At 29.6% G+C, this 17,306-nt stretch carries 22 protein-coding genes; 21 read left to right on the forward strand and 1 reads right to left on the reverse strand.

Annotated features, from left to right (window positions below; genetic code table 11):
* The first annotated feature begins 559 nt into the window (after positions 1 to 559).
* From KQI42_RS19550 to KQI42_RS19575, 6 genes are all read left to right on the forward strand, one after another.
* Complete coding sequence (locus KQI42_RS19550) at positions 560 to 712, forward strand: hypothetical protein (RefSeq protein ID WP_216522214.1); 153 nt, start codon at positions 560 to 562, stop codon at positions 710 to 712.
* 71 nt (positions 713 to 783) lie between these two features.
* Positions 784 to 1,296 (forward strand): DUF4489 domain-containing protein, encoded by a 513-nt coding sequence (locus tag KQI42_RS19555; protein ID WP_216522215.1) that lies wholly within the window; start codon positions 784 to 786, stop codon positions 1,294 to 1,296.
* Between the two features lie 336 nt (positions 1,297 to 1,632).
* The gene (locus tag KQI42_RS19560) at positions 1,633 to 1,920 is read left to right on the forward strand and encodes a hypothetical protein (RefSeq protein WP_216522216.1); all 288 of its coding nucleotides are present in this window, start codon (positions 1,633 to 1,635) and stop codon (positions 1,918 to 1,920) included.
* A 24-nt stretch (positions 1,921 to 1,944) separates the two neighbouring features.
* The gene (locus KQI42_RS19565) at positions 1,945 to 2,565 is read left to right on the forward strand and encodes a DUF4489 domain-containing protein (RefSeq protein ID WP_216522217.1); all 621 of its coding nucleotides are present in this window, start codon (positions 1,945 to 1,947) and stop codon (positions 2,563 to 2,565) included.
* Between the two features lie 241 nt (positions 2,566 to 2,806).
* A complete protein-coding gene (locus KQI42_RS19570; protein WP_216522218.1) occupies positions 2,807 to 3,406 on the forward strand; it encodes a DUF4489 domain-containing protein in 600 nt (199 codons plus the stop codon).
* Positions 3,407 to 3,711: 305 nt separating this feature from the next.
* Positions 3,712 to 3,993 (forward strand): putative Se/S carrier protein, encoded by a 282-nt coding sequence (locus KQI42_RS19575; protein WP_216522219.1) that lies wholly within the window; start codon positions 3,712 to 3,714, stop codon positions 3,991 to 3,993.
* Here KQI42_RS19575 and KQI42_RS19580 read toward each other — a convergent pair.
* On the reverse strand, positions 3,986 to 5,374 hold the full coding sequence (locus KQI42_RS19580; RefSeq protein WP_216522220.1) for a coiled-coil domain-containing protein: 1,389 nt from the start codon (positions 5,372 to 5,374) through the stop codon (positions 3,986 to 3,988). The genes KQI42_RS19575 and KQI42_RS19580 overlap by 8 nt on opposite strands.
* A 99-nt stretch (positions 5,375 to 5,473) precedes the next feature.
* Here KQI42_RS19580 and KQI42_RS19585 point away from each other — a divergent pair, with 99 nt between their 5' ends.
* From KQI42_RS19585 to KQI42_RS19655, 15 genes are all read left to right on the forward strand, one after another.
* Positions 5,474 to 6,103, forward strand: a complete 630-nt coding sequence (locus KQI42_RS19585) for a hypothetical protein (RefSeq protein WP_216522222.1) — start codon at positions 5,474 to 5,476, stop codon at positions 6,101 to 6,103.
* A gap of 154 nt (positions 6,104 to 6,257) precedes the next feature.
* Entirely contained in the window at positions 6,258 to 6,686 is a 429-nt protein-coding gene (locus KQI42_RS19590; RefSeq protein WP_216522224.1) for an RrF2 family transcriptional regulator, read from the forward strand.
* 18 nt (positions 6,687 to 6,704) lie between these two features.
* The gene (gene nifS / locus KQI42_RS19595; RefSeq protein WP_216522226.1) at positions 6,705 to 7,883 is read left to right on the forward strand and encodes a cysteine desulfurase NifS; all 1,179 of its coding nucleotides are present in this window, start codon (positions 6,705 to 6,707) and stop codon (positions 7,881 to 7,883) included.
* Positions 7,884 to 8,321, forward strand: a complete 438-nt coding sequence (gene nifU / locus KQI42_RS19600; protein WP_216522227.1) for a Fe-S cluster assembly scaffold protein NifU — start codon at positions 7,884 to 7,886, stop codon at positions 8,319 to 8,321.
* A 110-nt stretch (positions 8,322 to 8,431) separates the two neighbouring features.
* Positions 8,432 to 8,926 carry a PRC-barrel domain-containing protein gene (locus KQI42_RS19605; RefSeq protein ID WP_216522229.1) on the forward strand — a complete coding sequence of 165 codons (495 nt, stop codon included), beginning with the start codon at positions 8,432 to 8,434 and terminating at the stop codon, positions 8,924 to 8,926.
* 79 nt (positions 8,927 to 9,005) lie between these two features.
* The gene (locus tag KQI42_RS19610) at positions 9,006 to 9,179 is read left to right on the forward strand and encodes a hypothetical protein (protein WP_216522230.1); all 174 of its coding nucleotides are present in this window, start codon (positions 9,006 to 9,008) and stop codon (positions 9,177 to 9,179) included.
* Positions 9,180 to 9,228: 49 nt separating this feature from the next.
* A complete protein-coding gene (locus KQI42_RS19615) occupies positions 9,229 to 10,428 on the forward strand; it encodes an AI-2E family transporter (RefSeq protein ID WP_216522231.1) in 1,200 nt (399 codons plus the stop codon).
* A 314-nt stretch (positions 10,429 to 10,742) separates the two neighbouring features.
* Complete coding sequence (alaS, locus tag KQI42_RS19620; RefSeq protein ID WP_216522232.1) at positions 10,743 to 13,382, forward strand: alanine--tRNA ligase; 2,640 nt, start codon at positions 10,743 to 10,745, stop codon at positions 13,380 to 13,382.
* A 99-nt stretch (positions 13,383 to 13,481) separates the two neighbouring features.
* On the forward strand, positions 13,482 to 13,742 hold the full coding sequence (locus KQI42_RS19625; RefSeq protein WP_425519808.1) for an IreB family regulatory phosphoprotein: 261 nt from the start codon (positions 13,482 to 13,484) through the stop codon (positions 13,740 to 13,742).
* 66 nt (positions 13,743 to 13,808) lie between these two features.
* On the forward strand, positions 13,809 to 14,114 hold the full coding sequence (locus KQI42_RS19630; RefSeq protein ID WP_216522234.1) for a hypothetical protein: 306 nt from the start codon (positions 13,809 to 13,811) through the stop codon (positions 14,112 to 14,114).
* 41 nt (positions 14,115 to 14,155) lie between these two features.
* Positions 14,156 to 14,437 (forward strand): hypothetical protein, encoded by a 282-nt coding sequence (locus KQI42_RS19635; protein ID WP_216522236.1) that lies wholly within the window; start codon positions 14,156 to 14,158, stop codon positions 14,435 to 14,437.
* 184 nt (positions 14,438 to 14,621) lie between these two features.
* Entirely contained in the window at positions 14,622 to 15,605 is a 984-nt protein-coding gene (locus tag KQI42_RS19640) for a hypothetical protein (RefSeq protein ID WP_216522238.1), read from the forward strand.
* Complete coding sequence (locus tag KQI42_RS19645) at positions 15,605 to 16,552, forward strand: aldo/keto reductase (RefSeq protein ID WP_216522239.1); 948 nt, start codon at positions 15,605 to 15,607, stop codon at positions 16,550 to 16,552. Before KQI42_RS19640 ends, KQI42_RS19645 begins: the two co-directional genes overlap by 1 nt.
* Before the next feature lie 15 nt (positions 16,553 to 16,567).
* Positions 16,568 to 16,999, forward strand: a complete 432-nt coding sequence (ruvX, locus tag KQI42_RS19650; protein WP_216522240.1) for a Holliday junction resolvase RuvX — start codon at positions 16,568 to 16,570, stop codon at positions 16,997 to 16,999.
* Positions 16,992 to 17,243 carry a DUF1292 domain-containing protein gene (locus tag KQI42_RS19655; RefSeq protein WP_216522242.1) on the forward strand — a complete coding sequence of 84 codons (252 nt, stop codon included), beginning with the start codon at positions 16,992 to 16,994 and terminating at the stop codon, positions 17,241 to 17,243. Before ruvX ends, KQI42_RS19655 begins: the two co-directional genes overlap by 8 nt.
* Positions 17,244 to 17,306: the final 63 nt, after the last annotated feature.

The following is a 17,306-nucleotide window of genomic DNA, read 5'->3' on the forward strand; positions in this document are numbered from 1 at the left end:
ATACATATTTTTGCTTAAAAAGCATAACTCTCTTAAAGCTAAATATTCACCTTTAGACAAATGTTTAAGCTGTTGTTTTTGAACACCAAACAAAACTTCTTTAGTAGGCTTTTGGGGCATTTAAATCCTCCTTTCTTAGAAAATTATAGTAATATTATAGTATAGTAGTCATGATTTTACAATAAATGCTATTACTTATGCAGTCTAATAAAAGAAAAAACTTAGCTAAAGCTAAGTAAAAATTCACCACCCACCTATAGAGGATGGGTGTACTCTTTTTGAAAAAAGATAGATTCGACTTAGTTATATGTCGAAAAAGATTTTATTAACTTGGAACTCTCTTCATTAACATGGTATTAATTAATAAAAGGTTATTTAAATTATATAATTTTTAATTTATAACTATCTTATTAGTAACTAACTTCCTATCTCTTAATATACTGATAATAAATAATATACAATTAAATATATTTAGAGAGGAGAGTATATATGTTACCTTATTATTATCCTATTAATATGCCCCCTAGACCATTGAGTTATAGTGTTTTAGTTAGATGTAATGATGAATGCAGCTGCGGTTGCAGAAGTAATAGATGCAGCTGTAGAAAACACAGATGCGGCTGCAGAAGTAATAGCTGCGGTTGTAAGAGTAATATATGTGGTTGCAGAAGAAATAGATGTCAAAGTAGATGTAGCGGATGCTAATGTATAGATAAGGCTTATTTAAATATACTGACTGAAAACTACGCGTAGAATTAAATATATTTAGAGAGGAGAATGTATATGTCACCTTGTTGTCCGCCAAGAAATGATTGTGACTGCTGTCATCAAGCAGACTGTAAACCTAAGAAAATTATATTTAGATGTAGTCCTATTACAGGAGCAACTGGTATCGGCGTTATTGCTGTAGGAAGTGTAGTTACTCCAACAACTATAGGAACTATATCGGTAACAGATTTATGTTGCTTTAGAAAGCCATGTGTACAGTTAGAGATTTCAGCTATAATTACAACTGGTGTAGCTCTTGCAGTTGGAACAACAATAACATTTAGAGTATTTAGACGTTGTGATAATCAAGATGAAGTAGAAGTACAATCATTTAACTTGCCTCAAGGAGTAATTGTGGATATAGGATCTTCAATTCCAGTTGCTTTTGTAGTATGTGATTGTAATGCATGTCCTGCAAACTGCTGCACTTATAGAGTAACAGTAGAAGCTACAGCAGCAGTAGCAGTAGCATCAGCTATTAACGTTAGTCAAGGAGGAATTTCATTAATAGCAGGTGAGGGTTGTTAATAAAAAACTTTCATAACAAGGGGTTGTCTTAAGGTAGAAAGTAATTTCTAGAGCTAGACAGCTCTTTTTTATAATATAATAATTATTATGAATTTACTTAGTGTAGGCTTGACTTTAAATACATTTCAAAGAAGTTTTCCTTAGTTTAAGATGCTTGTATTACGTATGTAATGACTTATTTTATAACTATATTATGGTAACCAACTTTTCATCTCTTAATATACTGATAATGAGCAGTACACAATTAAATATATTTAGAAAGGAGAATATATATGTTACCTTACTACTACCCTATTAATATGACCCCTAGACCAATTAGTCCTTATAACTTTAGGTATGACAGAGATGATGAATGTGAATGTTGTAGATGTGAATGTCGTAGACATGACTGTGATTGCCATAGATGTGAATGCCGTAGACATGATTGTGATTGCCATAGACATGAATGCTGTAGACATGACTGCGATTGCCATAGACATAAATGCCGTAGACATGACTGTGATTGCCATAGATGTGAATGCCGTAGACACGACTGTGATTGCCATAGATGTGAATGCCGTAGACACGATTGTGATTGCCATAGACGATGCTGTTAATATACTGATAATGAGTATGAATAATTAAATATATCTAGAGAGGAGAATGTATATGTCGTATTATTACCCTATTGGTAAAGCCCTTAGGCCAACTGGTCCTAGTAATTTAAGATATGACAGAGATGACTGTAATTGCCATAGATGCCAGTGTGAATGCCATAGATGTGACTGCGATTGCCAAAGAAATGACTGTGACTGTTGTCATCAAGCAGACTGTGCAACTGAGAAAATTATATTTAGATGTAGTCCTATTACAGGAGCAACTGGTATCGGTGTTATTGCTATAGGAGGTGTAGTTACTCCAACAACTATAGGAACTATATCAGTAACAGATTTATGTTGTTTTAGAAAGCCATGTGTACAGTTAGAGATTTCAGCTATAATTACAACTGGTGTAGCTCTTGCAGTTGGAACAACAATAACCTTTAGAGTATTTAGACGTTGTGATAATCAAGATGAAGTAGAAGTACAATCATTTAACTTGCCTCAAGGAGTAATTGTGGCTATAGGATCTTCAATTCCAGTTGCTTTTGTAGTATGTGATTGTAACGCATGTCCTGCAAACTGCTGCACTTATAGAGTAACAGTAGAAGCTACAGCAGCAGTAGCAGTAGCATCAGCTTTTAATGTTAGTCAAGGAGGAATCTCATTAATAGCAGGTGAGGGTTGTTAATAAAAAACTTTCATAACAAGTGGGCTGTCTTAGAATAGAAAGTAATTCTAGAGCTAGACAGCTCTTTTCTTATTTAGTATAGACTTGGATTTAAATGTATTTTAAAAAAAATTTTTCGTTTAAGATAATTTTATTATATAATGCTTATTTTATAGTTATATTATGGTAACCAACTTTTCGCTTACTAATATACTAATAATTAACAATATACAATTAGATGTATCTAGAAAGGAGAATATATATGTCCTCTTGTTATCCTGTTAATGGAACTCTTAGGTCAATTAACTCTAACAACTTAATATATGGTAGAAACAAAAGTAAATATCATAAGTGTCAATGTGATTGCCAAAGAAATGACTGTGACTGTTGTCATCAAGCAGACTGTGCATCTGAGAAAATTATATTTCGATGTAATCCTATTACAGGAGCAACTAGTATCGGTATTATTGCTGTAGGCGATGTAGTTACTCCAACAACTATAGGAACTATATCGGTAACAGATTTATGTTGTTTTAGAAAGCCATGTGTACAGTTAGAGATTTCAGCTATAATTGTATTTAGTGTAGCTCTTGAAGGTGCAATAACAATAACATTTAGAGTATTTAGACGTTGTGATAATCAAAATGAAGTAGAAGTACAATCATTTAACTTGCCTCAAGGAATAATTGTGGCTATAGGATCTTCAATTCCAGTTGCTTTTGTAGTATGTGATTGTAATGCATGTCCTGCAAATTGCTGTACTTATAGAGTAACAGTAGAAGCTACAGCAGCAGTAGCAGTAGCATCAGCTATTAATGTTAGTCAAGGAGGAATTTCATTAATAGCAGGTGATGGATGTTAATAGGAAGCTTTTATGACAAGTGAGCTGTCTTAAAATAGAAAGTAATTTCTAGAATTAGACAGCTTTTTCTTTATAACGTCATAATAAATATGAGTTTTTTATAACTGTAATTGCTGCTGTAACTTAATATACTGTATAGTTAAAAAATTGTACTTAAACAATATAAGAATACAAAATTTAAGCTCAGATTTTGTATTTTTAAAAAACTTTAATTGCCGTTTATTTTATACATAAGGTAATTTAGATAATATTTAACAAAACAATTTCTTAAGAATATATTATATTAAAAGGAAGGTGAGGCTGCTATGAAAGAGGAAATTTATTATATAGCCACTTTCAAATCAAAAAATTATACTATGCAAATTTTTTCTATGCTAGAAAATTTAGGATATAGAAGATTTGAACTTATACCTACTCCTATTTCAATTGGCATTGGATGTAATTACTCTATAAAGTTTAAAAATTTAAAAGATTTATTAATTGTAAAAGATGCAGCATATAATATAGATACACAAATTAAAAACTTATATAGTATTGAGAAAAAAGATGGAAGAAAAATTATTCAAGATAAAAGTCATCTTATTTAAATCCTAAGAATTTTCTTTTATTTTTTTCCTCTTCAATATTTGTTACTCTTTCTTTTAATAATTCAAAATCTTTTTCCATAGTAGTGGAAATGTTTGATACTCTTTCTTTTAATAGCTCAATATCTTTTTCCGTATTAGTGGAAGTACTTGCTAATTTTTCTTTTAATAGCTCAATATCTTTTTCCATGATAGCGGAAATATTTGTAAGTTGGTTTTTTATTTCTAATAAAGATTCTTTTAGTTCAATTAATTCAATATTTTCAGTGTTAGTTTGATCAGCTTTTTCAGACCCTTTATTTTCGTAGCTATCTCTATCATTTAGAGCTTCCAGTTGAGCTTCTTCATTTTTTATATAGCTATCGTTAAAGTAAAGATAAATATTATTATCTACATTACCATAACAATAATTGATTTTTGATTTAGAACCACTTGAAAAATTATTATAAAAGTATTTTATTAAATAAATAGGATAACTATCCAGCGGATGCTTATGTCCTACATTCCAAGACTCACCATGATTTGTTGAGAAAAGATAGCATATTTCGTTATTTTCAATATATATAATTTTTAATACATTATTATCTTCAATCATAACAGAAAGATAATTAGAAATTATAAATTTAGGCAATGTAATTTCTTTCCACTTATATTTTTCTTGGCCCATAAATGAAAGACGTTTGTGCATAAGAGTATTATCATTGTTTTTCAAGCTATACCATAGGATGTGGACATTATCCTTAGAATCAATAAATAAATAAGGTAGAGTATTATTAAGAGTAGAAGATGAAATTTTTTCAGGAACTGGAAGCCACGTTTTTGTAAAGATATTATAGAATGTATAATAGATGTGGTTTGAATCATAATCTTTTGCTCTATAAGCTAAATGTATGTTTCCAAATCTATCACTATCAATATAAAAAGGAGTAAAAGTTTTTTCCGAGAATATATTTGCAATAGTTGTTCTCTCCCATGTATTTGAGTTTTGGGTTATTTGTTCAATAGACCACACATTCATATTTATTAAATTAGTGAAAGAATAAAATATATTTATATTTTTTTCATGCAAATATAGACTTAAATGTTTATAAATATTAGACTTAGTATCTAATCTTGCAACTGGATTTTTATTCCACTTATTATCTAAGTATATACAATATACTAGTTCACCATATTTAAGTAAATAGATTAAATGTATTTTATCATTTTTATCAATAGTTACAGAAAAGTCTAATATATTCTGTACTATAATTGAAGAATTAATGCAGATATTGTCTTCATTGAATTCATTAAAAACTAAGTTTTGTTTATCATTTATGTAAAAATTAAAAGATTGATTCAATGAATTTTTGATTATTTCACATTCTTTAAATTTAATAATCATATTTTTCCTCCTTATTTTTAAAATAAAATATCACAAAACTTTCCCTATTTCATAATATGAAAGTAGAAATGGATTTATTAAATAAAAGGAGTGGAAAATATGGAAAAAAATTTAGACTTTTATAACTCTGATGGCAGAATGGAATTTGATCTAAACTGCATTAGAGAAATAGACTGCATTATGGTTGATAAAGTATACGCTCAATGCCAAGATAGGGAATGTTTTTCATCAATAGAGGCACAGATAAGTGATACTTTTGAAACTATAAGGTTTAGACCAGGATTTATAGTACCAGGAACATTAGTTGTAAGTGACCTACCTGACAGACCACATTTTAGAAGAGTTAGATTTACATTAAGAATACCATATGAAATAATTATGCAAGATGGAACAATTAAGGAGGAAAATCTACCTGATATTCAAGAGGATATTGTGATGTTCATACCAGATGCAAGGGATGAATTCCAATTTAATATTGTTGTTGAAACAAGTTCACAAATATTAGGTCAGCCTATCATAACTGGAGAAAATATTACATTTGCTGTAGGTATATTTATAATAATAAAAGTTGTTGGCAAAGTGCAATTATTAATTCCTACATTTGGATTTTGCCCAGAACCACCACCATGTATTGAATTTGCCGCAGAAAATATTTGCGATGGCTTTGATGTTCATCCATTTCCAGTATTTTTCCCACTTCAATATGAAGACATATTTGCAGATGATTAGCAAGAGGAGCTTATGCTCTTCTTTTTTTTATAAAAAAATGAGATTTGCTAATAAAAGTTTTAATACATTTGAATGTTGACAGAAATAGTAGGATATAATATACTTATAAATGAAAACCAACTAAAATAGTTGGGATTAAAAAAGAGGTGGAAATATGAAACTATCTACAAGAGGCAGATATGGGTTAAAAGCTATGTTTCAATTAGCACTTCACTATGGTGAAGGTCCTATTCCTTTAAAATATGTTGCAGATGAACAAAATTTATCAGAGAGTTACTTAGAGCAATTATTTTCTACTCTTAGAAAAGAAGGTTTATTAAACAGTGTTAGAGGTGCTCAAGGTGGGTATATGTTATCTAGAGCACCAGAAGAAATTACTGTTGGTAATATACTAAGAGTGCTTGAAGGAAATTTAGCACCTTCAGATTGTGTAATTGATGAAGAGTTTGAGTGTGAAAAGGAAGATAAATGTGTAACTAAATTAGTTTGGGTTAAAATACGAGACAGTATAGATGAAGTAGTGGATTCAATTACTTTAAAAGATATGGTTGACGATCAAATAAACATGAAAAGTAAATTATAAGCTGAGGAGGAGAATAAAATGGAAAAGTATATATATATGGATAATGCGGCTACAACTCCTGTAAAAAAAGAAGTCCTAGAAGAAATGTTACCATATTTTTCTGAAAAATATGGTAATCCATCAAGCATATACTCTTTAGGGAGTGCTTCAAAAAATGTTATTGAAGTTGCTAGAGATAAGGTGGCAAAAACCATTGGTGCTGATAAAAAGGAGATATTTTTTACTGGTGGTGGATCTGAAGCAGATAACTGGGCGATTAAAGGTATTGCTTTTGCCAATAAATCTAAAGGCAATCATATTATTACTTCAAAAATTGAGCACCATGGAATACTTCATACTTGTGAATATTTAGAAAAACAAGGTTTTGAAGTAACTTACTTAGATGTAGATGAATATGGAGTTGTAGATTTAGAGCAACTTAAAAACTCCATTACAGATAAAACTATACTTATATCTATAATGTTTGCTAATAATGAAATTGGAACAATACAGCCTATTGAAGAAATTGGGAAAATTGCTAAAGAAAAAAAGGTTTATTTCCATACAGATGCAGTTCAAGCTATAGGTAATATAAGAATTGATGTTAAGAAATTGAATATAGATTTATTATCTATGTCAGCACATAAATTTTATGGTCCAAAAGGGATAGGTGCTCTTTATATTAGACAAGGAGTAAAAATAGACCCATTAATTTCTGGCGGTGGACAAGAAAGGAATAGAAGAGCTGGAACAGAAAATGTTCCAGGAATAGTTGGAATGGGAAAAGCCATAGAGTTAGCTTATGAAAATTTTGAAGAACACAACATTAAACTTTTAAATTTAAGAGAAAGATTAATTAAAAAGGTTATGGAGAACATTGATTATGTAAGATTAAATGGTCATTCCACAAATAGGTTACCAGGAAATGTGAATCTTTGCTTTCGATTTATTGAAGGTGAGTCCTTGTTACTTAGTTTAGATATGGAAGGTATTGCTGGCTCAAGTGGGTCTGCTTGTACTTCTGGTACTTTAGATCCATCTCATGTATTACTGTCTATAGGATTGCCTCATGAAATAGCACATGGCTCCTTAAGACTAACATTAGGAGATTTTAATAGTGAAGAAGAAGTAGATTATGTAGTAGAAAAATTAATTGAAATAGTAAATAGACTTAGATTAATGTCACCACTATACGACAAGATAAAGGAGGAAAAATAAATGTATTCAGAAAAGGTAATGGAACATTTTAAAAATCCAAGAAATGTTGGAGAAATACCAGATGCTGAGGGAATCGGTGAGGTAGGAAATGCTAAATGTGGAGATATTATGAAAATGTATCTAAAAATTGAAGATGGAATTATAGTAGATGTTAAGTTTAAAACTTTTGGATGTGGTTCTGCAATTGCATCTTCTAGTATGGCTACGGAGTTGATTAAAGGGAAAACTATAGATGAGGCTATGAACTTAACTAATAAGGCTGTAGCCGATGCATTAGACGGATTGCCACCAGTAAAGATGCATTGTTCTGTTTTAGCAGAGCAAGCAATTAAGGCAGCATTATTAGATTATTCTAAAAAACATAATGTTCATATAGAAGGATTGGAGGATTTTAATCCAGAAGAAGATCCTCATGATCATCATCTAGAAGAATTATAATTTTAAATTAATTTTCCTGTTCAATAATAAAAGTGGTTATATTTAACTTAATAATAGTTTTTTAATATGGAATAATATATTTAGGAATATTATTGAAGAGGGGTATTTTAATGGTTAGATATAAAGAATTAGTTACGATGAAGCTAGTGGAAAAGGATTCGCATGAAGTTATAGGGGACATTGTAGATACGGCTTATGATAGTAACTATAGAAAAGTAACTCACTTAATCGTAAAAAATAAGAATTTAATTAAAAATAAATTTCCAATATTACTTAGTGATGCTATGGTATCTCTGGAAGATCAAATAGTATATATTGATAATAAGAATTGGACTAAAGAAAATTCAGAAATAAGTGTAATTGAACCTTTTAATTTTTTAGATAAAGAAATTAAAACTGAAAAAGGTGAATGTGTTGGATTTGTTAAGGATATAATTATTGATGTAAATGATGGAAGTATTTTAGGGTTTATAATAACAGAGGGAATATTTGAAGACTTTACTCAAGGAAGAAATTTTATACCTCTCTTTTACCATAATATTATTAAAGAAAATTCTATTTTCATATCTGATAAAGATAAATCTAATATTAGTAAAAATAACTAAGGTTAGAAAAAATTAATAGAATTAGAATATGGATTTTGTGACAAAATATATCATAGAATAAGTAAAGGAGAGGATATAAATGATGAATAATAATGGATTTAGGAATGGTGCTTTCTGGGGATCTTTGCTTGGTGCTTCAGTTGGAATGTATTTTGGAACTAAAATGACTCCAATGCAAAGAAGAAAGATGATGAAAAGTGCTAGAAGAGCTACTACAACGTTAAGAGATGGAATAAGTTCATTTTGGGGATAGGCAGCTTAAAGCTGCCTATCTAAGTTTAAAAAAGGGGGAGACAAGTGTAATGACATTTAATAGCCCACCAACATTTATGAATAAGACAGTATGGGTATTATTGATTTTATTATTAGTACTTATAATTTATTATTTAATAAACATAGGAAATAATTTTGTTGAAGATAATAAAAAAATAAAGGTAAAAAAGAAGAGAGTTTTACCTTTATTAGCTTCTATGTTGATACTATATTTTTTTTATACTCTAACAAAGAAATATAGTATACTATCTGATACTATATTTACTATAATTATATCGGCCGTACTTGCTTACTTATTTAATCCGATTATTAATTTTTTAGAGAAAAAAAAGATAAAAAGAGTATGGGGAGTTCTTATTGTCTATTTAGCAATATTAGGAGTTATCTTTATACTATCCTTTTTGGTAATTCCAAAGACAGGAAAAGAATTAAAAAATTTAGTAGTGAATTTGCCTTCTTATTTCAAGCAAGCATCTCAAGCAATTGATGAATTATACATTAAATATTATTTAAGAACGGGTGACTTTCCTCCAATTTTTCAAAGGATTGAAGAAATAGTAATGGAAAATATCGCTGGAATTGAAAATGTAATTTTAAACAGCTTAAAACGATTTTTCGATGGAGTTTTAAATACTTTTTCTAAAGTCATTAGTCTTATTATGATTCCTATATTAACCTTATATTTTTTAACAGATAAGGATTATTTTAAAAGTAGGTTATTGTTGATTGTACCTAAAAAATACAGAAATGATATAAAGAATCTTTTTATTCAAATTGATAGGTCTTTGAGTCAATTTGTAAGAGGAAGACTTTTGATGGCTTTATATGTGGGGGTAGCTACTACGATAATGTTAATCATTCTTGGTGTTGACTTTGCAGTAGTTACTGGATTTATTACAGGAATAGCAGATATTGTTCCGTATTTTGGACCTTTTTTAGGATTTATACCAGCAGTGTTTTTTGCATTTCTGAAAAGTCCTATAAAGGCTTTATGGGTTAGTATATTTTTCCTAGTTATTCAATGGGTTGAAAATAATATATTAGCTCCAAAAATAATTGGTGACAGTACAGGAATCCATCCGATAACTATACTTCTTGCTATTATTATTGGTGGAGGTATGTTCGGTGTTCTGGGAATGATATTTTCAATTCCAGTAGTAGCCATATTTAAAATACTTTATGCTTATCTTCTTGAAAAGTTTAGAAAACCTGATATATTCGATAAATAGAGACTAACCTTGTTGACAAATAAACCAGATTAAATTATAATCCAAATATAGATAGGAACGTGTGTGCTCGTCCCTTTGAAGAAGGGACGTTTTTTTATAACCCATAGGGAAGTCCTATTTTTCTTTAATTTAAACTTTCCGTGATGGGTTTCAAAAAAGGCTTCCTTAATATATTAATGCTTCAATAGAAGCCTTTTTTATAATACATAGGAATAGTGATTTTCCTTAACGTAAACTTAATTTAAAATATTTTAATAAAAGTCTTTATAAACTAATAGGAAATATTAAAATTAAACTAGAGAGGTGTACATTTAATGAAAAACATAGGGTTACATGGAATAAGGAAAGAATTTTTAGAATTTTTTAAAGGAAAAAACCATTTAATAGCACCAAGCTTTCCCTTGGTACCTAAAAACGATAAAAGTTTACTTTTAATAAATGCAGGAATGGCTCCTTTAAAACCTTATTTTACAGGAGAACAAACTCCTCCCAGTAAGAGAATGGCAACTTGTCAGAAATGTATTAGGACTCCAGATATTGACAATGTAGGAAAAACTGATAGACATGCTACGTTTTTTGAAATGTTAGGGAATTTTTCTTTTGGAGAATATTTCAAGATAGAAGCTATTGAATGGGCGTGGGAATTTTTAACTGAAAGAATGGAGATTGAAAAGGATAAGTTATGGGTATCAGTTTACTTAGAAGATGACGAAGCCTTTGATATTTGGAATAAACATATTGGTGTTTCTAAAGAGAAAATTGTAAAGTTAGGTAAAGGGGATAATTTTTGGGAGTTAGAAGTAGGACCCTCTGGACCATGTTCGGAAATCTACGTAGACAGAGGAGAAAAATATGGATGCGGTAAATCAAGTTGTCAGCCTGGTTGTGATTGTGATAGATTTGTAGAAGTATGGAATCTAGTATTCACTCAGTTTGATAAGGATGAAAAAGGTAATTATAATCCTCTTCCAAATCCAAATATAGATACAGGAATGGGTCTTGAAAGAATTACTGCTATAATGGAGGGAGCAAGAAACATTTTTGAAGTAGGTGAAATTAAGAAAATATTAAATCAGGTAGAAAAAGTTAGTGGAGTAACATATGGAAGAGATCCTAATAAGGATATTTCTATAAGGGTTATTACTGACCACTGTAGGGCTATGACTTTTTTAGTTTCTGATGGCGTTCTTCCAAGCAATGAAGGAAGAGGATATGTTTTAAGGAGGCTTATCAGAAGGGCCGCAAGACATGGTAAACTTTTGGGAATACAAAAATCATTTTTAAATGATATAGTAGAATTTGTTATTAATTCATGGAAAGTAGAATATCCAGAAATTAAAGAAAGAGAAGAGCAAATTAAAAAAATTATATATGCAGAAGAAGAAAAATTCCAAGAAACTATTCATCAAGGTATAAGTATACTTGAACAATATATAGATGAAATGGCTCATAAGAAAGAAACTGTTTTAAGTGGAGAAAAAGCTTTTAAATTATATGATACTTACGGATTCCCTCTAGACTTAACAAAAGAAATTCTTGAAGAAAAAAACTTAACTGTAGATGAAGATGAGTTTAATAAAAATATGGAAGAACAAAGAAATAGAGCTAGAAGAGCTAGAGAAGAAGGAGATAATAGCGGTTGGGGAGATAATGATTTTCATGATATATTTAAGGGGTTAGAAACTAAGTTTGAAGGGTATGAAAAAGTTTATCTTGAAACTGAAGTTTTAGGAGTATTTAAAAATAATGAAGAGGTAACAGAAATTAAAGATGGAGAAGAGGGGATCTTAGTATTAAAAGAAACTCCTTTTTATGCTGAAGGCGGAGGACAGATAGGAGATGCTGGAACCATTGAAAATTCAAGTTTTAAGGGAATAGTATTAGATACTAAGCATACTAAAAATGATGTAATAATTCATATAGTTAATATAGTAGAAGGAACTGTAAAAATAGGTGACAATGTAATAGCAGCTGTAGATGAAAGTAGAAGAAATTCTTTAAGAAGAAATCATTCAGCTACGCATTTACTTCATAAAGCTTTAAAAGATGTTTTGGGAGAGCATGTAAATCAGGCTGGTTCTGTAGTATTGCCTAATAGGTTAAGATTTGACTTTACTCACTTTGAACCTGTAAGTAAAGAAAATTTAAAGCGTATTGAAGAAATCGTAAATAATAAAATATTCGAAGCATTAGAGATAAAAACTTTAGAGACATCTTTAAAGAATGCGCAAGAAATGGGCGTAGTAGGCTTGTTTGAAGATAAATATAAAGATCAGGTTAGAGTTGTCAAAATGGGAGATTACTCTAAAGAATTATGCGGTGGAACTCATGTAAATAATACTGGAAATATTGGATTATTTAAAATATTAAGTGAATCTAGTATTGCTTCAGGAGTTAGAAGAATTGAAGCTATAACTGGAGAAGGCATATATGATTATATTCTACACATGGAAAGAGAAATGGAAGATATAACACATATATTAAAAACTAATAAGAATGATATTGTGGAAAAGATAAAGACCATTGCTGAAGATATAAAAGAAAAAGAAAAAGAAATTGAAATTTTAAAATCAAAGATGGCTTCTTCCATAGCTGATGAAATTTTAAATAGTAAAATTGATATAGAAGGAGTACCATTAATTACTTTTAAAGCTGACGGTATGGATATGAATAGTTTAAGGAATTTAGGAGATGAGATAAGAAATAGATTAGGCTCAGGAGTAGTTGTTTTAGCTAGTGTTTTTGAAGATAAACTTTTCTTTATTGCAATGGTAACTAAAGATATAGTTGAAAAAGGTGTTCATGCAGGAAATATAGTAAAAGAAGTTGCAAAGGCTACCGGTGGCGGTGGCGGTGGAAGACCAGATATGGCACAAGCAGGTGGCAAAGATATTTCTAAAGCAGTTGAAGCTTTAAACATCGTTCCGTCTATTATAAAAAAACAAGTTAAGTAGAATACTATAGAAATAAATATTGGCTTTTAGGCTAATATTTATTTCTAATTTTGTATATCATATGCATGATATGGTATAACTATAGTAGGGGGTGTTTGTGTGAATAATAATTTTAATGAAACCATGAAATTTGAGCCACCAAAAGAGAACGTAAATGAAGCGAAGGAAATTATTTTAAACGTTTTTTCATCTTTGGAGGAAAAAGGATATGATCCAATTAACCAAGTAATTGGATACATATTATCAGGAGATCCAACTTATATAACAAGTTATAACAATGCAAGAAGTATGATAAGAAAAATTGAGAGGGATGAATTATTAGAGGAATTGCTAAAATCCTACCTAAAATACGAGAAATAGTTTAGGAGAGAAGAAATTGAGATTAAGTAAAAAGAGAATACAATGTTATTTTTAGTACTAACTATTATGTTAATAAGCCAAGTAAGCTACGGAATAGAAGATAATCATGCTAATAAGGTTTATATTGTTATTACTAATAGATTAACTTTAACTGATATTGAAATTATGGATAATTTAAAAAAATTAATAGATGAAGGAAGCATTGGGCTAATGAATGTAAGAGGAACAACTGGATATAAAGGACCTGAAAGCTTTATGACCATAAATTCTTCTAGAAAAGCTTATGCTACTAATGAGAGTAGTCAGTTTTTTTCTTTAGATAGTGAAAATAGGAATGGATTATTAAATGGAGATTTTGCTATAGGAAATTAGGGATCGGTAAGTTATACAATGTAAATAAAAAGAATACTTATATGCCCTATATAGGAGCTTTAGGAGATAATCTTCATAAAGCAGGTTTTAAAACTGCTGTATTTGGTAACAGTGATATTCCAGAAGAATTCATAAGAACTGCTTCACTTATACCTATGGATTCAAAAGGATTAATTGATTACGGGAACGTAGATAACATTACTATAGAAGATATTCGATATCCTTTTTCCATAAAAACTGATTACGAAAAGCTATTAGATGAAATCACTAATGATGCTTCCTTAACAGTAATAGATACCGGTGATTTGGTCCTACAATATTGAACTTTTTAAATGGGCCTGTAGATAATATGACTGGAAATCCAATTGAGATAATTGACAAATGCGATAATTTAAGTGGTATTATAAAAATGAGTAAACAAATTAATGTTACTTCAAAAGTAAGATTTAGAACTTTGCTTACTTACGGCGTTTTATGTATGATTGGTTTAATAATACCTATTGTTTTTTGCTAGCTAAAATACGAATTTCAACAGGAATTAAAAGAAAAATAAAGGGATTACTTCAGCTTTTGTACGGAATACCACTAATTTTTTTAATGGTTTCTCTATTTAAGCCTAATAGTACTATAAAATATATTTTTGTTTTAATAACTTTAGTTTTAGTATATACTGGAATTATATGGTGCTTAAAACGTAAAAATGTATTGTTTTATGTTTCGGTATTAAATGTAGTTTTTATATTTTTAGATTTGATATTAAAAGGTGAACTTAGCAGATATTCTGTTTTGAGCCATGATCCAATTATAGGTGCTAGATATTTTGGCATAGGTAATGAAATGGTAGGAATATTACTAGGGTCTGTAAGTATAGTAGCTGGTTATTTATTTAATAAATATAATTCAAGGATATTGCCCATATGTTTATTTTTTATTTCTATAGTAGTTGTTGGACATCCTAAGTTAGGTGCAAATGTAGGCGGAACTATGGCTTTAATTATAGCTTCTTTATATTATATAATGGAAATGTTGAATAAAAACATTAATATAAGGAGTTTGGCTATTATTGGGACTACTATAATTATAGTAATCTTAATAATGGGATATATTGATATAAAAGTTAATCCAAATCCTACTCATCTAGGAAAAACTTTAATTCTATTAAAAGAAGACGGCTTATCTATAGCTAATAATATTATATTTAGAAAGATCTTAATGAATATAAAGTTAATTGGTTCTTCGTTTTGGACTAATTTACTGTTATTAGATATAACCATTTATACTCTATTGTGTAATTTTTTCAACATAAAAGAAAACAATATTGGGACAAATATACTTATGGGTTTAATGGCAGAGATAGCTGGAAGTATCGGTGGATTTTTATTAAATGATTCAGGAATAATATTATCTGCTTTATCTATGAATATGCTAACAATATTATTAATATTTAAACTAATAGACGAAGGAACATTAAAAAAGCAGGAAGTGAAATAATGAAAAAGGTAATTTTAGGAAAAACAAATATAGAAGTATCTAGGCTATGTTTTGGCTCTTTGACTATGACTCCTTTTCAAGCAAATTTATCCGTAGAAGAAGGAGCCTACCTTATACAATATGCTTATGATAAGGGGATAAACTTTATTGATACAGCAGAAATATATGAAAATTATATCTATATAAAAGAAGCTTTAAGAGGTATAAAGAGAAATGACTATGTAATAACGACTAAATGTTATGCATACACGAAAAAAATGGCAGAAGAAAGTTTAGAACTAGCTTTAAGAGAATTGGATACGGATTATATAGACATATTCTTACTTCATGAACAAGAGAGTATTCATACAATCAGGGGTCATTTTGAAGCCATTGAATATTTCATTAAAGCAAAAGAAGCAGGGAAAATAAGAAGTATTGGACTTTCAACCCATAGAGTTGCAGGAGTTTTGGCTGCTGGCGAAGTAGATGAGATCGAAATAGTCCATCCCATTGTAAATAAATATGGAATTGGGATACAAGATGGAACTATTGAAGATATGTTAAATGCCATAAAAGTAATACACGATATGGGTAAAGGTATTTATGCCATGAAACCTTTAGGAGGGGGTCATTTAATTAAAGAAGTTGAAGAAGCTTTTAATTATGTTAAAAACATACCCTTTATTGATTCTATAGCTATAGGACTTCAATCTAAGGTAGAGATTGATAGTAATATAAATCTACTCGAAAAAGGATTTATTCCTGAAAATTTAAAAGAAAAACTTTTAAAAAAGAAAAGAAAGCTCATCATAGCGGACTATTGCATTGGCTGTGGTCGATGTGTTGAAAGATGCAGGCAACGAGGAATTCAAGTAATTGATGGAAGAGCTATACCTAATGAAAATTGTATATTATGTGGTTATTGTGCTAAAACCTGTCCAGAATTTTGTGTAAAAGTAATTTAATAGATGGAGAATGATATGGAGAGAATTATAGGATTAGATGTGGGAGATAAGACTATTGGTGTTGCGGTTAGTGATCTCTTAATGCTAACTGCTCAAGGAGTTACTACTATTAAAAGGGAAAGTTATGAAAAGGATTTTAAAGCATTAGAAACAATAATAAATGAGTATAATATTACTAAAGTAGTTGTAGGATTACCTAAAAATATGAATGGTACATTAGGACCTCAAGGAGAAAAGGTCATAAAATTTGCTAATAAGATTAAAAGTAAATTTGAACTAGAAATAATATACGAAGATGAAAGGCTTACAACTATGGCAGCTGAAAGAATGTTAATCCAAGGAGATGTAAGTAGACAGAAAAGGAAAAAAGTAATTGATAAGGTGGCTGCTTCTTATATCTTGCAAACTTATTTAGATAGAAAGAGGGATGGTGAATTAAATGAATAATAAGATTATTTTATTAGATGAAATGGGAAAGGAACAGGAGTTTATCATATTGGCTACCTTTGGATTAGACGATGTAGATTATGCAGCTTTAATACCATCCGATGATATGGAAAGCCTTACCTATATTTTGAGAATGGAAATAGATGAAAATGGAGATTCAATATTGATGGGAATTGATGATGAAGAAGAATTAAAAGAAGCTATAGAAGCTTATGAAGAGATACAAAAAGAAAAGTTACAATAGTGTAGATAAAGTTGTGAAAAAGGCTTACAATATTGAACAATAAATGCATCTCTAATATTTATT

The organism is Tissierella simiarum, assembly GCF_018917865.1.
Classification (GTDB): Bacteria; Bacillota; Clostridia; order Tissierellales; family Tissierellaceae; genus Tissierella_C; species Tissierella_C simiarum.